This is a genomic window from Streptococcus devriesei DSM 19639, assembly GCF_000423725.1.
GTDB lineage: Bacteria > Bacillota > Bacilli > Lactobacillales > Streptococcaceae > Streptococcus > Streptococcus devriesei.
This window is the reverse complement of the sequence record NZ_KE384084.1, coordinates 99,994-118,443: the sequence shown is the minus strand read 5'-3', so window position 1 is coordinate 118,443 and position 18,450 is coordinate 99,994. Positions and strand designations below refer to the sequence as shown.

Annotated in this window: 15 protein-coding genes and 1 riboswitch; of the genes, 2 read left to right on the top strand and 13 right to left on the bottom strand. The window is 42.0% G+C overall.

All coding sequences use genetic code 11. The features are described 5' to 3' along the window. Window positions 1-35 precede the first annotated feature (35 nt). Window positions 36-1,352: an FAD-containing oxidoreductase gene (locus G573_RS0106670; protein WP_027975981.1), complete on the bottom strand. Its 1,317-nt coding sequence runs from the start codon at window positions 1,350-1,352 to the stop codon at window positions 36-38. Between the two features lie 288 nt (window positions 1,353-1,640). After that, window positions 1,641-1,728: riboswitch (glycine riboswitch) on the top strand. A gap of 110 nt (window positions 1,729-1,838) precedes the next feature. Between G573_RS0106670 and G573_RS0106665 the strand changes: the two genes are divergently transcribed. Together G573_RS0106665 and G573_RS0106655 are read left to right on the top strand one after the other, a co-directional pair. Beyond that, window positions 1,839-3,170: an alanine/glycine:cation symporter family protein gene (locus G573_RS0106665; RefSeq protein WP_027975980.1), complete on the top strand. Its 1,332-nt coding sequence runs from the start codon at window positions 1,839-1,841 to the stop codon at window positions 3,168-3,170. A 245-nt stretch (window positions 3,171-3,415) separates the two neighbouring features. Beyond that, window positions 3,416-4,618 carry a cation diffusion facilitator family transporter gene (locus tag G573_RS0106655; protein WP_027975979.1) on the top strand — a complete coding sequence of 401 codons (1,203 nt, stop codon included), beginning with the start codon at window positions 3,416-3,418 and terminating at the stop codon, window positions 4,616-4,618. A 325-nt stretch (window positions 4,619-4,943) separates the two neighbouring features. On the opposite strand, the gene G573_RS0106650 is transcribed toward G573_RS0106655, so the two are convergent. The 12 genes from G573_RS0106650 to pyk form a co-directional block, all read right to left on the bottom strand. Then, entirely contained in the window at window positions 4,944-5,777 is an 834-nt protein-coding gene (locus tag G573_RS0106650; protein ID WP_027975978.1) for an amino acid ABC transporter substrate-binding protein, read from the bottom strand. A 22-nt stretch (window positions 5,778-5,799) separates the two neighbouring features. Next, a complete protein-coding gene (locus G573_RS0106645; RefSeq protein ID WP_027975977.1) occupies window positions 5,800-6,429 on the bottom strand; it encodes an amino acid ABC transporter ATP-binding protein in 630 nt (209 codons plus the stop codon). 9 nt (window positions 6,430-6,438) lie between these two features. After that, window positions 6,439-7,080: an amino acid ABC transporter permease gene (locus G573_RS0106640; protein WP_027975976.1), complete on the bottom strand. Its 642-nt coding sequence runs from the start codon at window positions 7,078-7,080 to the stop codon at window positions 6,439-6,441. A gap of 228 nt (window positions 7,081-7,308) precedes the next feature. Beyond that, window positions 7,309-7,641 carry a zinc ribbon domain-containing protein YjdM gene (locus tag G573_RS0106635; protein ID WP_027975975.1) on the bottom strand — a complete coding sequence of 111 codons (333 nt, stop codon included), beginning with the start codon at window positions 7,639-7,641 and terminating at the stop codon, window positions 7,309-7,311. A gap of 176 nt (window positions 7,642-7,817) precedes the next feature. Continuing rightward, complete coding sequence (locus G573_RS0106630) at window positions 7,818-8,966, bottom strand: mannitol-1-phosphate 5-dehydrogenase (protein ID WP_027975974.1); 1,149 nt, start codon at window positions 8,964-8,966, stop codon at window positions 7,818-7,820. 120 nt (window positions 8,967-9,086) lie between these two features. Continuing rightward, the gene (locus tag G573_RS0106625) at window positions 9,087-9,524 is read right to left on the bottom strand and encodes a PTS mannitol transporter subunit IIA (RefSeq protein WP_027975973.1); all 438 of its coding nucleotides are present in this window, start codon (window positions 9,522-9,524) and stop codon (window positions 9,087-9,089) included. 1 nt (window position 9,525) lies between these two features. Continuing rightward, window positions 9,526-11,478 (bottom strand): BglG family transcription antiterminator, encoded by a 1,953-nt coding sequence (locus G573_RS0106620; RefSeq protein WP_027975972.1) that lies wholly within the window; start codon window positions 11,476-11,478, stop codon window positions 9,526-9,528. 29 nt (window positions 11,479-11,507) lie between these two features. Further along, window positions 11,508-13,277 carry a PTS mannitol transporter subunit IIBC gene (locus tag G573_RS0106615; RefSeq protein WP_027975971.1) on the bottom strand — a complete coding sequence of 590 codons (1,770 nt, stop codon included), beginning with the start codon at window positions 13,275-13,277 and terminating at the stop codon, window positions 11,508-11,510. 296 nt (window positions 13,278-13,573) lie between these two features. Next, a complete protein-coding gene (gene glmS, locus G573_RS0106610; RefSeq protein ID WP_027975970.1) occupies window positions 13,574-15,388 on the bottom strand; it encodes a glutamine--fructose-6-phosphate transaminase (isomerizing) in 1,815 nt (604 codons plus the stop codon). 180 nt (window positions 15,389-15,568) lie between these two features. Beyond that, window positions 15,569-16,123, bottom strand: a complete 555-nt coding sequence (lepB, locus tag G573_RS0106605; RefSeq protein WP_027975969.1) for a signal peptidase I — start codon at window positions 16,121-16,123, stop codon at window positions 15,569-15,571. A gap of 135 nt (window positions 16,124-16,258) precedes the next feature. Next, window positions 16,259-16,501, bottom strand: coding sequence for a GlsB/YeaQ/YmgE family stress response membrane protein (locus G573_RS0106600; protein ID WP_027975968.1), 243 nt, complete (start codon window positions 16,499-16,501; stop codon window positions 16,259-16,261). Window positions 16,502-16,934: 433 nt separating this feature from the next. After that, a complete protein-coding gene (gene pyk, locus G573_RS0106595; protein ID WP_027975967.1) occupies window positions 16,935-18,437 on the bottom strand; it encodes a pyruvate kinase in 1,503 nt (500 codons plus the stop codon). Between the last annotated feature and the right edge of the window lie 13 nt (window positions 18,438-18,450).

Genomic DNA, 18,450 nt, shown 5'->3' with positions numbered 1-18,450 from the left:
ACTAATAAAAGAGTTCGTCTTCCCATCTCCTCATTCTAAAAATTAAAAACATCATTTAGATTTTCAGCCATTGTCGGATGGGTAAAAATTTGATTTTTAAGATAAGTATAGGGAATCTGATTGTCCACGGCCATCTTGATCAGATTAATATTTTCCTGAGAAGTTTCAGCAAAAAGTGTAGCTCCCAGGATTTCCTTGGTTTCCGAATTGACAACGACCTTATAGAGACCGCGCAAATTATCATTGACATGAGCACGCGGCATATTGGCAACAGCTAATTCTTTGCTCTGATAAGGCAGGCCTGCAGCCTGAGCTTCTTTTTCAGTCAGCCCGATCTGAGACAGCGGCGGCTGAATAAAGATGGTAGTAGGAACATTGCGGCGCTCTTTCAAGCTGTAGCTGCCGTTGCCGGTCAGCTTCCCAAAAACAATCCGGAAATCATCAAGCGAGGTATAGGTAAACTGAAGCCCGCCGTGAACATCCCCTACAGCATAGACATTTTCCACGGTCGTCTCACAAAAATCATCCACCTGCACCGCTCCGCGATCAGTTAATTGGATATCGGTATTTTCAAGTCCTAAATCCTCTATATTAGGTTTTCGTCCCGTAGCATAAAGTACCGCGTCAAATTCATAATGGCTGCCGCTTGCCTCAACAAGCACCGCCTCACCTTGATTTCTTACTTTTTCCACCTGAGCCGATAAGACAAAATTCACTCCGTCTTCTTCCAAATAGGATTTGGCCAGCTGTGCCACTGCTTCATCGGCACGGCCGAGGATCATCGGTGAATTTTCAAATACAGTCACCTGACTGCCTAAATGAGCATAGAGACTGGCAAACTCTAAACCGATATTTCCGCCGCCAATAATCCCCAGACGTTTTGGCTGACTCTCCAGCTGCTGAATGCCTGTACTGTCATAGACATGGCGGCTTTCTGCCAAGCCTTCAATAGGAAGCTGGTTGGAAACGGCACCTGTATTGATGACAATAACTTCAGCGCTCAGCCGCTCACGTTCATCACCGGCCGAGATCTCCACCACTTTATTTGAAAGAAATTTAGCCTTAGCTGTATAGAGATCAACACCTGCACCCGTAAGCGCAGCCTGATTTTTTTGCCGAAGACGTGCTGTAACGACATCTTTTAGTGCCATTGCCTGAGTGAAAGACAGATTTTCCTCAGCTGCATGAATCAAGGTCTTTGTCGGAATACAGGCAACATTGATACAGGTTCCGCCGTACATCAGCGCATCCTTTTCTATCAGAGCGACCTTCTTGCCAAGGCTGCTCATCTTAGCTGCCAAGGTTTTTCCGGCCTTACCAAAACCAATAACTAACAAATCATATGTTTTCATATCTTCTCCTTTTTAATTGATAATGTCATTCTACCAAGCCGCTGGGCTTTTGTCAGAAATCTGCTACGCTAACACTTGGCAGACTGCCAAAAATAAGTCAGAAATTTTAATAATCATTCGGATTTTAACCAAAAAAGTCGGAAAGCCGCCTTGACATCATTCGACTTTTGTTATATCATAATTTTACTATATTAAAGCCGATTGACGTTTTTCAGGAGAGAAAAGATGGCAGACATCTTTCACCGAAGGAGTAATACTTTCAGGTGTCTTAAGACAGGACTGATAAACTGACGGACTTCTGGAGAGACCTTTTTAGGCGCCGAAGGGGCAAGGCAAGACTGCTCAATCTCTCAGGCAAAAGGACAGAAGATAGGTAGGTTTTTAGGAGTTTTTCTTAGTCTTACTTATCATGTACTCACAGAAGTTGTTTGCAAGCAGCTTCTTTTTTCTGTGACAAAACGCAATCGCTAAAGGAGATATGTTTTCATGTTAGACTTTTTTACAGCCCTTGACAATATCGTCTGGGGCGCTCCCCTGCTGATTCTCTTGGTAGGTACCGGTATCTATCTCAGTATTCGTCTGGGACTTTTACAGGTTTTAAAACTTCCCAAAGCCTTTAAGCTTATTTTTGCTGATGACAAGGGAGAAGGCGACATCTCAAGCTTTGCGGCACTGGCAACGGCTCTTGCAGCGACTGTCGGAACCGGCAATATTGTCGGGGTTGCAACAGCGATTAAGGCCGGCGGGCCCGGCGCTCTTTTTTGGATGTGGGTTGCGGCTTTCTTTGGTATGGCAACCAAATATTCAGAAGGCCTGTTAGCCATTAAATACCGTTCGAAAGATGATAACGGTGAAATCTCTGGCGGCCCTATGTACTATATCACCAACGGTATGGGCAAACACTGGAAACCCTTGGCTGTTTTCTTTGCTGTTGCCGGAATTCTTGTTGCCTTCTTAGGAATCGGAACTTTTTCACAAGTAAACTCAATCACCTCTTCCCTTGAAAACAGTTTTCATTTTTCACCAAAAATTGTCAGTGTCATCATTGCTGTTATCGTTGCTATTATTATCTTTGGCGGCATCCAGTCCATTTCCAAGGTATCTGAAAAATTGGTTCCTTTCATGGCCGTTATCTATATCATCGCAACCTTGAGCGTTATTTTCATCAATGCTGATCAGATTATTCCGGCCTTTAAGGCCATTTTCGCCGGAGCCTTTACCGGAACTGCTGCTGTCGGCGGCTTTACAGGAGCCGTTGTCAAGGAGGCTATCCAAAAAGGGATTGCCCGCGGTGTTTTCTCTAATGAATCAGGACTTGGGTCTGCACCGATTGCCGCTGCTGCCGCTAAGACTGAGCAGCCCGTCGAACAGGGCCTTATCTCAATGACAGGAACCTTTATTGATACCTTGATTATCTGTACACTGACAGGAATTTCTATCTTGGTAACCGGCAAATGGACAGTTGCAGGTTTGGAAGGAGCTCCTCTGACTCAGGCCGCATTTTCATCTGTCTTTGGAACACCCGGATCTCTTGCCTTAACACTTTGTCTGGTCCTCTTTGCCTTTACCACTATTCTTGGCTGGTCTTACTACGGTGAGCGCTGTTTCGAATTTCTTTTCGGAACCAAGTACATTGCTGTCTATCGCACCATTTTCGTTATCATGGTCAGCCTCGGCGGTTTCCTCAAACTGGAACTCATCTGGATTATCGCAGATATTGTCAACGGACTGATGGCTCTGCCAAATCTAATTGCTCTGCTGATGCTCTCACCGATTATTATTAAGGAAACCAAAACCTATTTTGCTACTAAAAAATAAAGCGAGAGTGAGACAAAAATCGGTAAATCGTCATGAAATGGCGATTTCGATTTTGTTGTCCCACCTCCGCACAGTTTATTAGGATGGCCGCTATCACTTGCGTAGCAAGGGATAAGGACTTCCAATAAACCACTGCGTTAAATATGTGATACTTCATAAATTGAAAGAGTTTGAGACTTTTGTCCCAAACTCTTTGGCTTAAACGTGTTATAATAAGGACTATTAACAACTTTCGGGAGAACATCATGGCGACACCGGCAGATAATCTCAAACTGGCACAGCGCGGTCCTGTAGTCAGCATTATTGTTTATTTATTATTGACTGTATTTAAGCTTCTTGCAGGGCATTTTCTGCATTCTGCTTCTCTGACTGCTGACGGCTTCAACAATGCTTCTGACATTGTCGGAAATGCAACGATTCTCATTGGTCTGCACTTAGCCAGCAAACCCGCAGACCGTGACCATAAATTCGGTCATTGGAAAATCGAAGATCTGGCCAGCCTCGTAACATCTTTTATCATGTTTACCGTTGGTTTTCAGGTACTTCTTGAAACAGTCAATAAATTACTCCACAATAATCAAGTCAGGGTTGATCCTATTGCAGCTTTCGTCGGCCTCATATCGGCTGCCCTGATGCTTTTAGTTTACAGCTACAATATCAGTTTAAGCAAACGGCTGAAATCTGGGGCTCTCAGGGCAGCTGCTAAGGATAATCTTTCCGATGCTCTGACATCGCTGGGAACAAGCATTGCTATTATAGCCAGCAGTTTTAGCCTTCCTATTATTGATAAAATTGCCGCCGTTATTATTACTTTTTTAATTTTGAAGACGGCTTACGATATTTTTATGACCAGTGCTTTCAGCCTTTCTGATGGTTTCGATGACAAACAGCTGCAAGAATACGAAAAAGCTATTTTAGAAATCCCCAAAATTTCCGCGGTTAAATCCCAGCGCGGACGCACCTACGGCAGCAATGTCTACTTAGACTTGGTTTTGGAAATGAATCCGGATTTATCTGTTTATGAGAGCCATGATATTACAGAGAGGGTCGAAAACCTCCTGCAGGAACGCTTCAATGTCTATGATATTGACATACACGTCGAGCCTGCCGCTGTTCCTGAAGATGAAGTCTTTGAAAATGTCTATCATAAACTCCATAAATACGAGAAAATCATCTTAGCTAAGATTCCTGATTATCAAGAGCTGTTAGCAGAAAATTTTGCCGTGATTGATGAAGACGGCCATATTACCACCAAAAAGAATTTTCTTGATTCAGGGCAGAGCAAGGCCAGCAATTTCACTTATTTTAAAATGATTAGCATCAGCCAGAAAACTAAGCTCATTACCTATGAACTTGACGGTTGCCGCCACAGCAGCCTCTGGCGCAGACATGAAAAATGGCTGCTCATTTATCACCAAATCACGCCGATCCTTAAAATAAAAAAATAAGTCCCGCAGGACTTATTTTAGACTGAAGAAGAAGTCTATTTTCTTAAAAAGTAATATTTTGTTATGATACTTTCCGTAGGTAGCACGGACGGTAGCGACTTCCTTCGGAATTCCATACCTAGATTTTGAGCCTAAGTCTCAAAATCTCCGAGAGGCAGAAACTCAATGTTTCTGCCTCTTTTGCTACATAGGAAAGTATCAGATTAGGCTTTGCTCGTTTCTATATCATTTTACAAAAACGAAAAGTGATATTATTCTATGATGAAATTTTAGAGAGAATTTAGTTTTGGAGTTTGTCCACAACCTGAAATAGGTCCAATCGGACTTATTTTTTTATGGCCTTAGCTGCGACATCTTCGCCAAACCATTTCTTAGAAATTTCTTGGAATTTGCCCTCTTTATAGAGTTTCTTAAAGGCTTGATTAATCTTTTTAACCAAGGTCTTGTCTGACTTACGCACGCCAACCGAAAAATCTTCGCTGGCATATTTGCCTTTGACAATATTGTAATTATCCAGCTCTTGTTCCTGCTTAAGATAATAATTCGCATAGACACGGTCAATCAGGAGGCCGTCAATGCGGTCATTTTTCAAATCAATAAAGGCCTGTGTGAAGGTTTCATACTGAGTAGCATCATTGTCCTTGACAATATCCTTTAAAACCTTTGGATTAGCCGTGAAAGCATCATAACCGGATGATCCGGACTGCGCTCCCAGAGCCTTTCCTTTCATGTCAGCAAAGCTGGCAATCCCGGAGGATTTCTTAGCAACCAGAACCTGATCATTTTTCATGTAGGGTTCTGTAAAGCTGACCTTGCGGGCACGTTCTTTGGTTTTCGAGTAACCATTCCAGATCAAATCAATTTTCCCGTTTTTTAACTCAGTTTCTTTCAAATCCCAGTTGATGGGCTGCCATTTAACCTTGATGCCGTACTCAGCAAAGACAGCATTGGCTAAGTCAATGTCAAAACCAACGTTCTTCCCATTTTTATCCTTAAATCCCATAGGAACAAAGGTGTTATCAAAACCGATAGTGATGGCTTTTTTCGATTCAAACGTCTTCCAGTTGTCCTTAGCATTGGTATCTTTTTTGCCGCAGGCTGCCAGAGCAACTGCTGCCAGCAAGGCCAAAAATCCCATCAGAACCTTTTTAAATCTCATTTTTCTACCTAAACCTTCTTTTTTATTTTGGATTAATTTTAATAATCTCATCAGAGATATTTTGCGCAAACTGCATATCATGCGTGACAACAATCTGCGTAATTCCCATTTCCTGATTTTGCAAAATCAGCTTTTCCACTTCCTGACGCAGCTCCGGATCAAGGGCACTGGTCGGCTCATCGTAACCGATAATTTTAGGATTAACCATCATGGCACGCGCTAAAGCCACCCGCTGCTTTTGTCCGCCCGACAAGGAATACGGATAAGCATTCTCGTGCTCTTGCAGTCCTAAGCGTTTCAAAAGTTCTCTGGCTTTTTGCTTGGCCTCGTCTTTTGACATGTTCATCGTTTTAGTCGGCGACAAAATTAAATTATCTAAGACCGTCAAATGCGGAAACAGCTGAAAATCCTGAAAAACAAAGCCCAGCAAATTGCGGTTTTCTAAATGATTAATCGGAACTTCTTCGTCATTATAGATAACCTGACCGGAATCAATTTTTTCAAGCCCGGCCAGCATCCGAAGCAGAGTGGTCTTACCGCCGCCGGACGGTCCCACTAAGGAGAGAATCTTGCCTTCCGGAATACTTAGATTAAACTGATCAAAAATCACTTTCTGACCAAATCGTTTGGATATATTTTTTAATTCTAACATGATTCACCCTTACTTGTAATAGCTAAATTTCTTCTCAACATACTTAGACAAGATCGTAACGATACCAATCAAAATCAAATAAATACCGCCGGCAATAAACATTGGTGCTAAGGTTGCATCACGGTTGGCCGCTGTTTTGCTGGCCAACAGTAAATCTCCTACTCCCAGCACATAAACCAGTGAGGAATCCTTGACAAGGTTGATAATCTCATTAAAAACACTTGGCAGAACAATCTTAACCACTTGAGGCAGGATAATATAGCGGATCGTCTGCAGCTGACTCAGCTTTAAGACCTTGGCCGCCTCATACTGTCCCTTAGGAATGGCTTCGATACCGCCGCGGAAGATTTCTGCAAAATAGGCCGCATAATTCAGAGTGAAAGCTAAGATAGCTGCCGGCATCCGATCAAATGTAACACCTGCACTCGGCAATACATAATAAACAAAAATCAGCTGCAACAGAAGCGGGGTTCCGCGCATGACCCAGACATATAGATTCAAGAGCCAGCGCAAGGGCTTGAACTTAATCTGCATGAGAAAAGCCAAAACAGCGCCTAAAGGAATAGATAGGACAATGACAATAAAAAAGACCTGTAATGTAATAAGCGCCCCATCTAAAAGACTGGGTAAAACTTCCGATATATAAGACATAACCGCTCCTGTAAAGATAATCATTTCTTATTATATCAAATTTTCAGAATATTTGATAGCCAGATTTAAATCTTTAGCTGTAATTTATCAGCCAAGCCCTTATCAACAGCAGGATAAATCTTTTTATCTGTATTTGTAATCAAACAAGAGCAGAATACCTTTTCGACACCATTATCGAAAAAATATCCTGCTCTTTCCAGCTTAATTCAAGGCACAGCCAGCCGCTTTTTATAGCTTTTTGACAAACTCTGATTTTAATTTCATGGCACCAAAACCGTCTATCTTACAGTCAATATTGTGATCGCCTTCAACGATACGGATATTTTTGACACGCGTTCCTTGCTTTAAATCCTTGGGTGCCCCTTTGACTTTGAGGTCTTTAATCAGACTCACAGTATCGCCGTCTGCCAGCTTATTGCCGTTGGCATCAAGAGCGACAAGGCCTTCATCGGCATCTGCTTCTGCCGGATCCCATTCATAAGCACATTCCGGACAGACTAACAGAATCCCATCCTCATAGACATACTCTGAGCCGCATTTCGGACAATTTGGTAAAGACATAACATCTCCTTTTATTTTTAATTGATACTATCCAGTTTACCTGAGTTTTTACCGCTTGGCAAGCTATTTCAGCTTAAAAATAGAAAAGACTTAAACTCCTTTCCTTTCAGTCCATTTAAAAAACTGGGACCAGGCTCCCTAACTATTGCTAGAGAAAGGTCTCAGTTTTTCTTGTTTTATCCTAAAGCTTTAACACTGGCTGCAACTTCTTTTACCAGCGTTTCATCTGTTAAACCGGTCACTTCTTTGATGACGTCCTCTAAAGGCTTTTCCTGCAAGAGTTTTTGCAGCTGAACACTTTGTTCATCTGTTTCGTCCTTATATTGGAAGACATAGGCAACAGTTTTCAAAAGATTGTCGTAGGACAGCTGACGTTCCTTTAGTTCACGGATAGGACGGATAAACCGTTCATCATAACCTAATTTTCGAATTGGTGTGCGAGCCACACGGGTGACATCATCAACAATATAAGGATTTTCAAAACGACTGATGATGATATCGTGATAAGCTTTTAAATCCTCTTCCTTGAAATTCCATTTAGCTATCAAGAGCTGCCGAATTTCTCCCAGAACAGCCTTGACCTGCTCTTTGACCTGCTGATTTTGAAGAGCTTCTAAGACCGTTTTAGCGCCAAAATAAGCACCGGTATAGGCTGTTGTCGCATGACCCGAATTAACCGAGAACAGTTTTCTTTCGATAAAGGGTTCCAGATTTTCCTCATAGTGAACCTCAGAGAGTTTCAGTTCGGGATTCTTCATGGCTGCTGTTTCGACAACCCATTCAGAGAAAGGCTCAACCACAACAAAGAGAGGATCTTCGTGGGTCTGAGCAGGAACGATGCGATCCACCGCTGCATTTGGAAAACCGATATAGTCTTTGGCAAAGGCGAGCCCATCAGGACTGAGGTATTTTTGCACTTCTTCCCAAAGAAAGGCGGAGCCGCCAATCATATTTTCGCAGGCAATAACATCAAGGGGCTGTTTATTACCATTTTCACGGCGTGTTTCAATCCCTTTGGCAATCAATTCTGCAATAAAAGGTAAAATATTAGGGCCGATAGCTGTCGTTATCAGATCAGCATGCGCTACAGCTTCTACGACCGCTTGAGGATTGTCCTTATTATTAATTCCCGAAACATTTGATACAGCAATATGGCGTTTGCCGTCTTCGGCAATTTCAATCTCATAAGCGTGCCGCTCATTGAGGGCATCAATAATCTTGTCATTGACATCAACAAAATCAATGGCAAAGTCATTTTCAAATAAAATTTGCCCGATAAAGCCGCGTCCAATATTTCCGGCACCAAAATGTACTGCTTTTTTCATGGTTTCTCCTTTATTTAAGATACAAAGAGCGTTAAGAAAGCGAGAAGAAAATAGGAGCCTCGCGCCATGCGCTTTGCGCATAAGACAGGCTGTCTTTTTCTCGATGCTTTTAGCTCGTGTTTAGTTCACATTGCTCAGCAGTTTGATAACCTCATCTTCTGTCTGCGCATCAGCCAATTTAACAACATTGTCAACATCTGCACAAAAGATAGAGATGTTCTGAATAATTTGCAGGTGCTCATCACCGATTCCTGCAATACCAAACAGCACTGTAGCAACCTGAGGATTGTCTTCTGTTCCAAAATTAACGCCCTCAGGTACTTGAACGACGGTGATACCGGATTTAAGAACATTTTTCTTAGCATCGTCCGTTCCGTGCGGGATAGCAATAAAGTTTCCCATGTAAACAGACAATTCTTTATCACGCTGTATCATAGCATCAACATAAGCAGGCTCTACATAGCCGCCGTCAAGCAGGAGCTGTCCGCAAAAGCGAATGGCTTCTTCTTTATCTGCAAAATGCTGATTCAGTTTGATTAACTCTTTTTGAAATTCCATCTTAGGTCTCCAATTTCTTTATTTTTTCTGTAAATATTTGATTCAACAACTGATAAATAATATCTTTATTACCTGTCTTATAGATTTCTGTGTAGAGGTGATTTTCAATAATTGACTGACTGATCGCTGTCATCAAATCTCTGATTTCGCTCGATTCGTCCATCTTAGTCAGCATGACCAAAATTCTGTTGACCGTTTCTTCCTGATAATTCATCGAAAGTGCTTTAACAGGTTTTTTTAAATCATAAATCTTAAAACAAGACCGCTCTACTTTGCTGGACTGCGTGTGCAAAAGAGCCAGATTTGTTTCCGGAATCGCCAAAGGACTGACTGCAAAACGCCTCAGTAATTTGGCTGACAGATAGTTTTTGTCTGACACAATATCCAGAGTATCAATAATCTTGGGAACACTGGTCTCAAATTGTTCAGGATTGTCAATCGTTTGATAAGAAAATTCCTGCAGCAGCTGCTGAGCAGCTGTAAAATACGTTTGCAAATCATAACCGGCTGATGTTTTAGGCTCATCACGGATAATAATCTTTTGATGGGCCTGCGTATCCTGCAGATAGTCCTGCAGCTGCAAGATTTCCTTGGCATCGGGATAAATAGGAATATGCTTCACATCTTCACCCGGCAAGGGTTTGGTAGCCAGCACACAGTTATAATAATCCTGGTCTGCTGCTTCATACTGATTTAAAGCCTTGACATCAACTTTATCAACAAAGGGGGCTATCGTCTTGATGCGAGTAATCAAAAGCTCTCGCGCCAAAGGCCTCTCATCTGTCAAAAGTAAAATTTTAATCGGATAGATATCCGGACTTCGCCTCAGACTGGAAGCAAAATGCAGCGTAATCAGCTCATATTCCGATTCTTTTTGCAGGTATTTAGGAAAAATATCCTGAACCAAGAGACTAACGACCCGGTGAAGATAGTCATTGCCAGCCGCCGCATCATGAGCGATGCTGACCTTCGATCTGTCTTCAAAAATCTGCGGAACCGCCAAATTCAGACGAATATGGTTAAACAAGAAATGAAACAGTGTCTTATCTTTAGCAAAATTGATCTTGGTATAGAGCGACACCTTATCAATGAGGTTGGAAATATTATAGTAAAAGGCACTGTCAAACTTTTCATGAAAGAGAGGCGTTTCCTGCCTTTTGATGACCAATTCATCCAGTACACTGGCGTAGTACAAAATCTCCTGAATATTGTAAAACTGATTGGTTTGCTGTGAAAATTCTGTGTAGATTTTCTGCGAGAAATCAAGAGCCACCTTACTGATGTTCGGGCCTACCGGCTCACCATCTTGCCAGCCGGAAAGAGCTAAGAGAATGGTAAAAAATTCATTCATCTTAGCATCTAAATCAGGCAGGTCCGTCTGTGAGGCTTGAAAAATCTGCTTGGCAATCTCAAGCTTGGCACTGTCTACATCTGTAAAGCGTCCGTATTTCCCAGCCCAAAAATCAGAAACAGAGATATTATTGGTTAAGAGAACAGCCAGCAAACGCCGCAAGGCGTTCCTATCGCCTAGCAGCCGATAGCCTTTTTTGCGCTCCAGATACACATCAAAATCAGCCAAGCGCTTTTCTATTTCCGCTATATCCTGAATGATGGTCACATTTGATACCTTAAAGTCTGCCTGCAGCTGTTCGTTGGTAATACTGTCAGCCGTCAGCAAGAGCTTATAGGTAATCAAATTCAAACGCTCATACTGCTCATAATTATCCAAATAATGAAAGTCAGCTAAATTTTCTAATTCTCCTACCAGAAAATAATAGTGCTCTTCTTTGATAATACTGATATTAATAGCATTAAGACTTTTTGTTAAGTCAGAAATAACCCGATAAACAGTTCGCTGCGATACTTTCAGCAAATCTGCTATCTGCTTTATTGAAAGCTTCCCATAATCTTGGAAAGCTTTCAACAATTGTTCTTCTCTTTTTGTTAGTAGCATAAACTTATTATACACTATTCCAGTCTATTTTATTTATGCATTCTGGCAACGAGCTTATCATATTCAGATGTTGTTACAAGACTGTCAACGACCAAAAGCTGAGCGTGAGGAGCATGTTGCTGTGCTTCTGCTTGATGGGCAATCGTTGTTACCACTAAAATATTTTTAGCATTGTAATCTTTTAAATCCTGATAAGCTGCTATTGAAACTGGAATTTTAACCTCGTTATTTTTAAAGATTGAGCGGAGCGTTTCCTGTCCCATAGTTGCTGAACCTTTAGCTTTGCCATGAGCAAAGACTACAGCATCAATATGATTTAAATCAATTTCCGTATTGTCAGCCTCTGCTGCCGAACTGTCATTTGCTTCAGCAACAACATTGCTGTTGGTCAAGGTTGCAACAATTTCATCGTATTTAGGAGTTGCCAGGAAATTATCCACAGCGACATGTACTGCACGCGGTGTTTTTTGTCCCGCACGGTCAGCCAATTCTTCCTGTGTTACAATCAGTGTATTAGCGGTATCCTGCAGATTAGAAATAGCCTGATTGGTTACAGGAATATCAAGACCTGCTTTTTTCACCTTATCGCGGAGAATAGAAGCCCCCATAGCTGAGCTGCCCATTCCGGCGTCACAGGCAAAGATGATTTGATGAATATTATCTGTTGTAATGTCTGCATTCAGCGGTTCTGTATTAGCAGTTTTACCTTTAGCTTCAGCTTTTGCCGCCTGAGTAGCTTCCTGAGCTGCTTCCAAAGAATCATCATCAGACTTGTCAGCCTTGAGAATGACTGAACCGACTAAGAAAGATACAGCTGCTGCTGCAAAGACACCGGCAAGGACGACCAAATGCGGACCCCAGCCTTTAGGTGCCATACCCATGATAGCGATAATTGATCCTGGTGAAGCAGGCGCTGTCAATCCAGCTCCAAGAGCTTGGAAAGTAAAGGTACCGGTAAGACCGCCGGCAATGACAGCTAAGAACATCGCTGGTTTCATCATAACATATGGGAAGTAGATTTCATGGATACCACCAAAGAAGTGGATAATCATAGCACCCCAAGAAGTGGATTTAGCAGAACCTTTGCCAAACATCGCATAGGCAACTAAAACACCAAGACCTGGACCTGGGTTAGCTTCCAGTAAGAAGAGAACCGATTTGCCGACCTTAGCCACTTGTTCAGTACCGAGCGGGGTAAAGATACCGTGGTTAAGAGCATTGTTTAAGAAGAGAATTTTAGCCGGTTCAATAATCAAGTTTGCTAAAGGCAGAAGATGAACTTTGACAATCGTTTCAACGCCCAGGCCTACCCATTCTGTTAATTGGGCAACAACCGGTCCGATGACAAAGAAGGCAAGAACCATCAAGGCAAAACCGATTAAGCCAAGTGAAAAGTTGTTGACCAGCATTTCAAAACCAGTCTTAATTTTTGGCTGAACTTTTTCATCGAATTTTTTCAGAACCCAAGCTGATAAAGGCCCCATAACCATAGCACCGATGAACATGGTTACTGTAGATCCGGCAATTGCACCGAAAGATGCAATCGCACCAATAACGCCGCCGCGCTGCTTGTGGATATTATACCCTCCGGTATAACCAATTAAGAGGGGCAGGACATATTTGAGCATTGGTCCTACAACATTGGCATCTAAAGCTTTATTGGGCAGATAGCCTGTTGCGATGAACAGCGAAGCTGCAACCCCCCAAGCGATAAAGGCGCCAATATTAGGCATAACCATGTTTGATAATGAGGTTCCGAGTTTTTGTATCCGAACCTTTAGTGAAGATTTTTGTTCCATCAGAACGCCTCCTTTTTATTCTGATACTACTATACCACCATCCTTATTCCAATAAAACTCAAACTTTGGCAAAATTTTTTTGCCATTTATGGCTTCCTGTGACAATTTAAAATTGGACTGCTGTCTGCCAGATTGCACCAAACACACAGTAAGTGTTTACAGCAATAAACCATTAAAGTATAAAACCTATATCGTTACAGTCATCGTTTAGAATATCTGGACTATTTCATTTCAACTAACAGCTAACTAAAGCTTAAACACATGAAAAAACCCGGAACATCGTTCCAGGTTCAGGACTATTCAACGGTAACGGCCTTAGCCAAATTACGAGGTTTATCAACATCAAGCCCGCGCTGAAGTGACGCATAGTAGGCAATCAGCTGCGTTGGAATAACCATTGAAATACTTGACAGATAAGGATGCACCTGATTGACAACAATATCGTCGCCTTCCTTATCCAGACCTTCTTCTACAACTGTCAGAACATTAGCACCACGTGCTGCTACTTCCTGAATATTGCCGCGGGTATGGGCAGCAACAGTCTCGCTTGATGAAATCAAGGCCAGAACAGGGGTACCGTCTTCGATCAGTGAAATGGTTCCGTGTTTCAATTCTCCGGCAGCAAAACCTTCACACTGAATATAGGAAATTTCTTTGAGTTTCAAAGAAGCTTCCATAGCCACGTAGTAATCATTGCCGCGGCCGATATAAAAAGCATTGCGTGATGTTGCCAAAAGATGGGAAACTTTTTCTTCGATAACTTCTCGCTCAGAAAGGCTGGCTTCAATAGACTGAGCAACGATGGACAGTTCATGCACTAAATCAAATTCCAAAGCTTCTTTTTTGCCATTAGCTTCACCAACTGCTTTTGACAAGAAAGCAAGCGCTGCAATTTGTGCCGTATAAGCCTTCGTTGAAGCTACTGCAATCTCAGGACCGGCATGGAGCAGCATTGTGTAAGTTGCTTCACGAGACAGGGTTGAACCAGGCACGTTTGTGATCGTCAGACTAGGAATTCCCATGGCATTAGCCTTGACCAGTACCTGACGACTGTCAGCCGTTTCGCCGGATTGGCTCAGCAGGATAAACATCGGCTTTTTGCTCAGCAATGGCATATTATAGCCCCACTCAGAAGCAATTCCCAATTCAACCGGAGTATCTGTCAGTGTTTCAATCATTGATTTTGAAGCAAAACCAGCATTGTAAGATGTTCCCGCAGCCAAGATATAGATACGGTCTGCTTCTTGAACAGACTTAACAATAGCAGGATCAACGGTGATGTTTCCCTTATCATCTGCATAGGTTGAAATTAATTTGCGCATAACAGTAGGCTGCTCGTCAATTTCCTTAAGCATATAGTAAGGATAAGTTCCCTTGCCAATATCCGATAAATCAAGCTCAGCTGTGTAGGCTTCACGCTCAACAGCATTACCGTCGTAGTCTGTCACTTCCACATTATCCTTCATTAAGACAACCAATTCTTTGTCATGGATTTCCATGAACTGATTGGTTTCGCGGATCATAGCCATGGCATCTGAACAGACCATATTGTAGCCGTCGCCAAGACCGATCAAAAGCGGCGATTTGTTTTTAGCAACATAAATAGTATCCGGATTTTGTGAATCAACCAAGGCAAAAGCGTAAGAACCTTCAATGATATGCAGAGCTCTTTTGAAAGCCTCAAGTACAGACAAACCGTCTTCAACGAACTGACCAATTAAATGGACGGCAATTTCAGTATCAGTTTCACCCTTTAAAGTATGGCCAGCCAAGTACTCCTCTTTAATTTGCAAATAATTTTCAATAACACCGTTATGCACCAAAACAAAACGGCCCGTTGCTGATGTATGCGGGTGAGCATTGGCCTCTGTAGCTTGCCCGTGAGTCGCCCAGCGCGTGTGACCGATACCTGTAGATCCGGCCACGTCAATACCGATTTTAGCCCGCAGATCTGCAATACGGCCGACTGACTTAATCAAGCGTCCGCTTTCAGGCTTATTGATAACATAAATTCCGGCAGAATCATATCCGCGATACTCTAATTTTTCTAATCCTTGCATCAAAATATCTGTTGCATTACGATTTCCTACAACACCTACAATACCACACATAGTTTTCTTGCAGCAGCGTTTTTCCTGCTGCTTCCTCCTTAAATTTTTATAATTGGTATAGTCTAATACGACCTCCAAAAATCAACAAAACCAGTATATAACTTTATTTCTCTAAAGTCAACAACAAAATTGGTCTAGTCTCATTTGATGGCACAAAGCAAGAAAAAAGAGCAGCTGGTGCTACTCCTTGCTGACAAATCCAAACGTTTTTAAAGGCAAAATTCGAAAAGTCACAACACCTTTAATCTGTGATTTTTTGATGAGCCCGAACGTCCGGCTGTCCTTTGTATTGGTACGGTTATCATTTAAAACCAGATATTTCCCCTTAGGAATTTCCTGATATTTTCCTTTGGTAATAGTGGCAACCGTAAAATCGGCTGTAAAAGGATTATCTGCATTTTTCGCGTGATAGCTGGTTTTCAGCTTCTCAATATAGGATTGCTCCTCTGCTTTGTTATTGAGATAAAAAATATCATCCATATAGGTCACACTGTCTGTGGGCTCGCCAATGATTCGGCCAATATAGGATTTGTCTCCGACCTGATAAACGACAAACTCTTTATAGTCTGGTTTTTCTTTTTTTGAAATCGTAATGAGATCGCCCGTTTTCAAATAGCTGTTGGCATCATCTGGGGTTACCCGATAGGTAGAAAAAACAAAAATCCGCAATAAAAGCAGGATAAAAACTGCCAGTACGGCCAGAAGAATGTTTCTGATAAAATCACGTTTAACCATTAATCTCTCCTTAAGTTATTGCTCTTTATTATAGCATGTTTCAGGTAATAAAAAAAGAGAGTGATTTAAAAATCATGATTTGCAGTTAACTGCTCACCATCACTCTCTGATTATATTTAAACAGCACCTATGCGCTTAATTTTCACCTAAAAAGAAGGACACCACAGCGACAACGATAACTGCTCCTAAAATAGATGGAACCAAAGCCATGCCGGCCAGACTTGGACCCCAGCTGCCAAACAGAGCTTGGCCTGCCCAAGAACCAACCAGACCGGCAAAAATATTGGCAAAACAGCCCATCGTTTTCCCTCTGTTTGTCAAAGCGCCTGCAATGGCTCCGATAATAGCTCCAACAATCAACGACCAAATCAATCCCATAATTTCTGCCTTTCTGTATAAGAATTATATCTAGTTTAACAGGAAAATCCTTAAATGCCAAGAAAATTGCTTTTAGACCCGGCAGTCAATACTTTGCAAATAACATTCCAAAGAAAAAGGGAGTGGGAAAGAACCTAAAAATTGAAAATTTTGGTTCTCACCACTCCCTAGTTTCAAGGTGGTGACCTGAAACGGTCTCTCCCCAGACCGTTTCACTCCCAACCCCGCACAGTTGGCTAGGTTTTCCGCTTTGGCCTTGTGGCAAAAGGAAAGCCAGCCAGCAGCGGTTCATTGGTGTTAAAGCATCTAATGAACTGTGCAGGGGTAAGACTTCTTGGCCTAACCAACAAATCTTACTCCCAGCCACTCCGTCAAGAGCTTATTCCAAAACAAGATATTGGATGATTTTTTACCCAGCCTCTGTATGCACTTCTTATTGTACTGTACGGACACGCATGGTGTTTGTTCCGCCTGAACCAACCGGTACACCGGCAACGATAACGATATTGTCACCAGATTCTACCAAGCCAGATTTAAGCGCTGCTTTTTCAGCAATTTCGAACATGTCATCAGTAGATGCAGGTTTCTTCGTCAAAATTGGGATAACACCCCAGTTAATCATCAATGATTTTTGGATCTTTTCATCAAATGTTAAGGCTAAGATGTCAGTATCCGGACGGTATTTAGAAATCAAACGGGCTGTATTACCAGTTTCAGTGATGGTAACAACCAATTTAATGTCCATTGAGCGAGTTGCATCTTTAACAGCTGAAGCAACAACTTCTGTTTTGTTTGTACGAGGCAGGTTGTCTGAATTCAAACGGCCGTATTCGTTAAGCAGTGTTTGAGCATTTTTATCAATGGTTGCCATTGTACGTACAGATTCAACCGGATATTTACCGTTAGCAGATTCTCCGGAAAGCATGGTTGCATCTGTTCCGTCAATAACCGCATTGAAAACGTCAGACACTTCTGAACGCGTTGCACGTGGTTTGTCAGTCATTGTTTCAAGCATGTTTGTTGCTGTGATAACTGCCTTACCGGCTGCATTGACCTTAGTGATAATCATTTTTTGGTAAACCGGAACCATTTCAAACGGAACTTCAATACCCATGTCACCGCGGGCAATCATGATACCGTCTGCAGCATCAATAATTTCATCAATGTTATCAATACCTTGTTGGTTTTCAATTTTAGCAAACAATTTAACATGATCATTGCCGGTTTCTTTACAGATAGCACGCACTTCATTAACGTCTTTTGCAGTACGAACAAAAGAGATGGCAATAAAGTTGAGTCCTTGTTCCAAACCAAAACGAATATCTGCATTATCGCGTTCAGCGAGCGCAGGGAAAGGAATTTTAGTGTTAGGAATGTTAACACCTTTTTGCTTAGCAATAGTACCGTCGTTTTCAACAGTTACTTCAAATTCACGGGTAGCAATGTCTTTAGCTGTTACCGTAAGACCGAGTTTGCCGTCATCAATCAAAATAGTTTGACCGACAGCAACATCATCATAAATGTCAAGCCCGCCGGCAACATTCAAAGCAATAACGTCTTTTGTTGATTGGATACCTTGCTTAGTTGCTACACGAAGCTTATCGCCAGTCTTGTAAGAAAATTCTTTTGACCCATCTTCAAACAATTCTGTACGCATTTCAGGTCCCTTAGTATCAAGAAGGAATCCAACCTTTTGGCGTGCCAATTCTTCGGCACGGCGTACAGTTGCCATACGCTCACCTTGCTCAGCATGGTCACCATGTGAGAAGTTGAAACGAAAGACATTAGCTCCTTCAGTGATTAAGTCAGCGATTTTGGCAGCTGATGCTTCGACATCAAGCTTTTCATCCCAATATCCGTCTTCACCAAATCTTTTACCGCCGCGGATTTCGACCGCTGGACCTAATGTTGCAACAATTTTTACGCGTTTATTCATTTTTTATGAAACT

Coding starts and splice junctions, on each gene's coding strand:
- G573_RS0106670 (WP_027975981.1), bottom strand. CDS start 1,352: ATGAAAACATATGATTTGTTAGTTATTGGTTTTGGTAAGGCCGGAAAA.
- G573_RS0106665 (WP_027975980.1), top strand. CDS start 1,839: ATGTTAGACTTTTTTACAGCCCTTGACAATATCGTCTGGGGCGCTCCC.
- G573_RS0106655 (WP_027975979.1), top strand. CDS start 3,416: ATGGCGACACCGGCAGATAATCTCAAACTGGCACAGCGCGGTCCTGTA.
- G573_RS0106650 (WP_027975978.1), bottom strand. CDS start 5,777: ATGAGATTTAAAAAGGTTCTGATGGGATTTTTGGCCTTGCTGGCAGCA.
- G573_RS0106645 (WP_027975977.1), bottom strand. CDS start 6,429: ATGTTAGAATTAAAAAATATATCCAAACGATTTGGTCAGAAAGTGATT.
- G573_RS0106640 (WP_027975976.1), bottom strand. CDS start 7,080: ATGTCTTATATATCGGAAGTTTTACCCAGTCTTTTAGATGGGGCGCTT.
- G573_RS0106635 (WP_027975975.1), bottom strand. CDS start 7,641: ATGTCTTTACCAAATTGTCCGAAATGCGGCTCAGAGTATGTCTATGAG.
- G573_RS0106630 (WP_027975974.1), bottom strand. CDS start 8,966: ATGAAAAAAGCAGTACATTTTGGTGCCGGAAATATTGGACGCGGCTTT.
- G573_RS0106625 (WP_027975973.1), bottom strand. CDS start 9,524: ATGGAATTTCAAAAAGAGTTAATCAAACTGAATCAGCATTTTGCAGAT.
- G573_RS0106620 (WP_027975972.1), bottom strand. CDS start 11,478: ATGCTACTAACAAAAAGAGAAGAACAATTGTTGAAAGCTTTCCAAGAT.
- G573_RS0106615 (WP_027975971.1), bottom strand. CDS start 13,277: ATGGAACAAAAATCTTCACTAAAGGTTCGGATACAAAAACTCGGAACC.
- glmS (WP_027975970.1), bottom strand. CDS start 15,388: ATGTGTGGTATTGTAGGTGTTGTAGGAAATCGTAATGCAACAGATATT.
- lepB (WP_027975969.1), bottom strand. CDS start 16,123: ATGGTTAAACGTGATTTTATCAGAAACATTCTTCTGGCCGTACTGGCA.
- G573_RS0106600 (WP_027975968.1), bottom strand. CDS start 16,501: ATGGGATTGATTTGGTCGTTGATTGTTGGAGCTATTATCGGAGCCATT.
- pyk (WP_027975967.1), bottom strand. CDS start 18,437: ATGAATAAACGCGTAAAAATTGTTGCAACATTAGGTCCAGCGGTCGAA.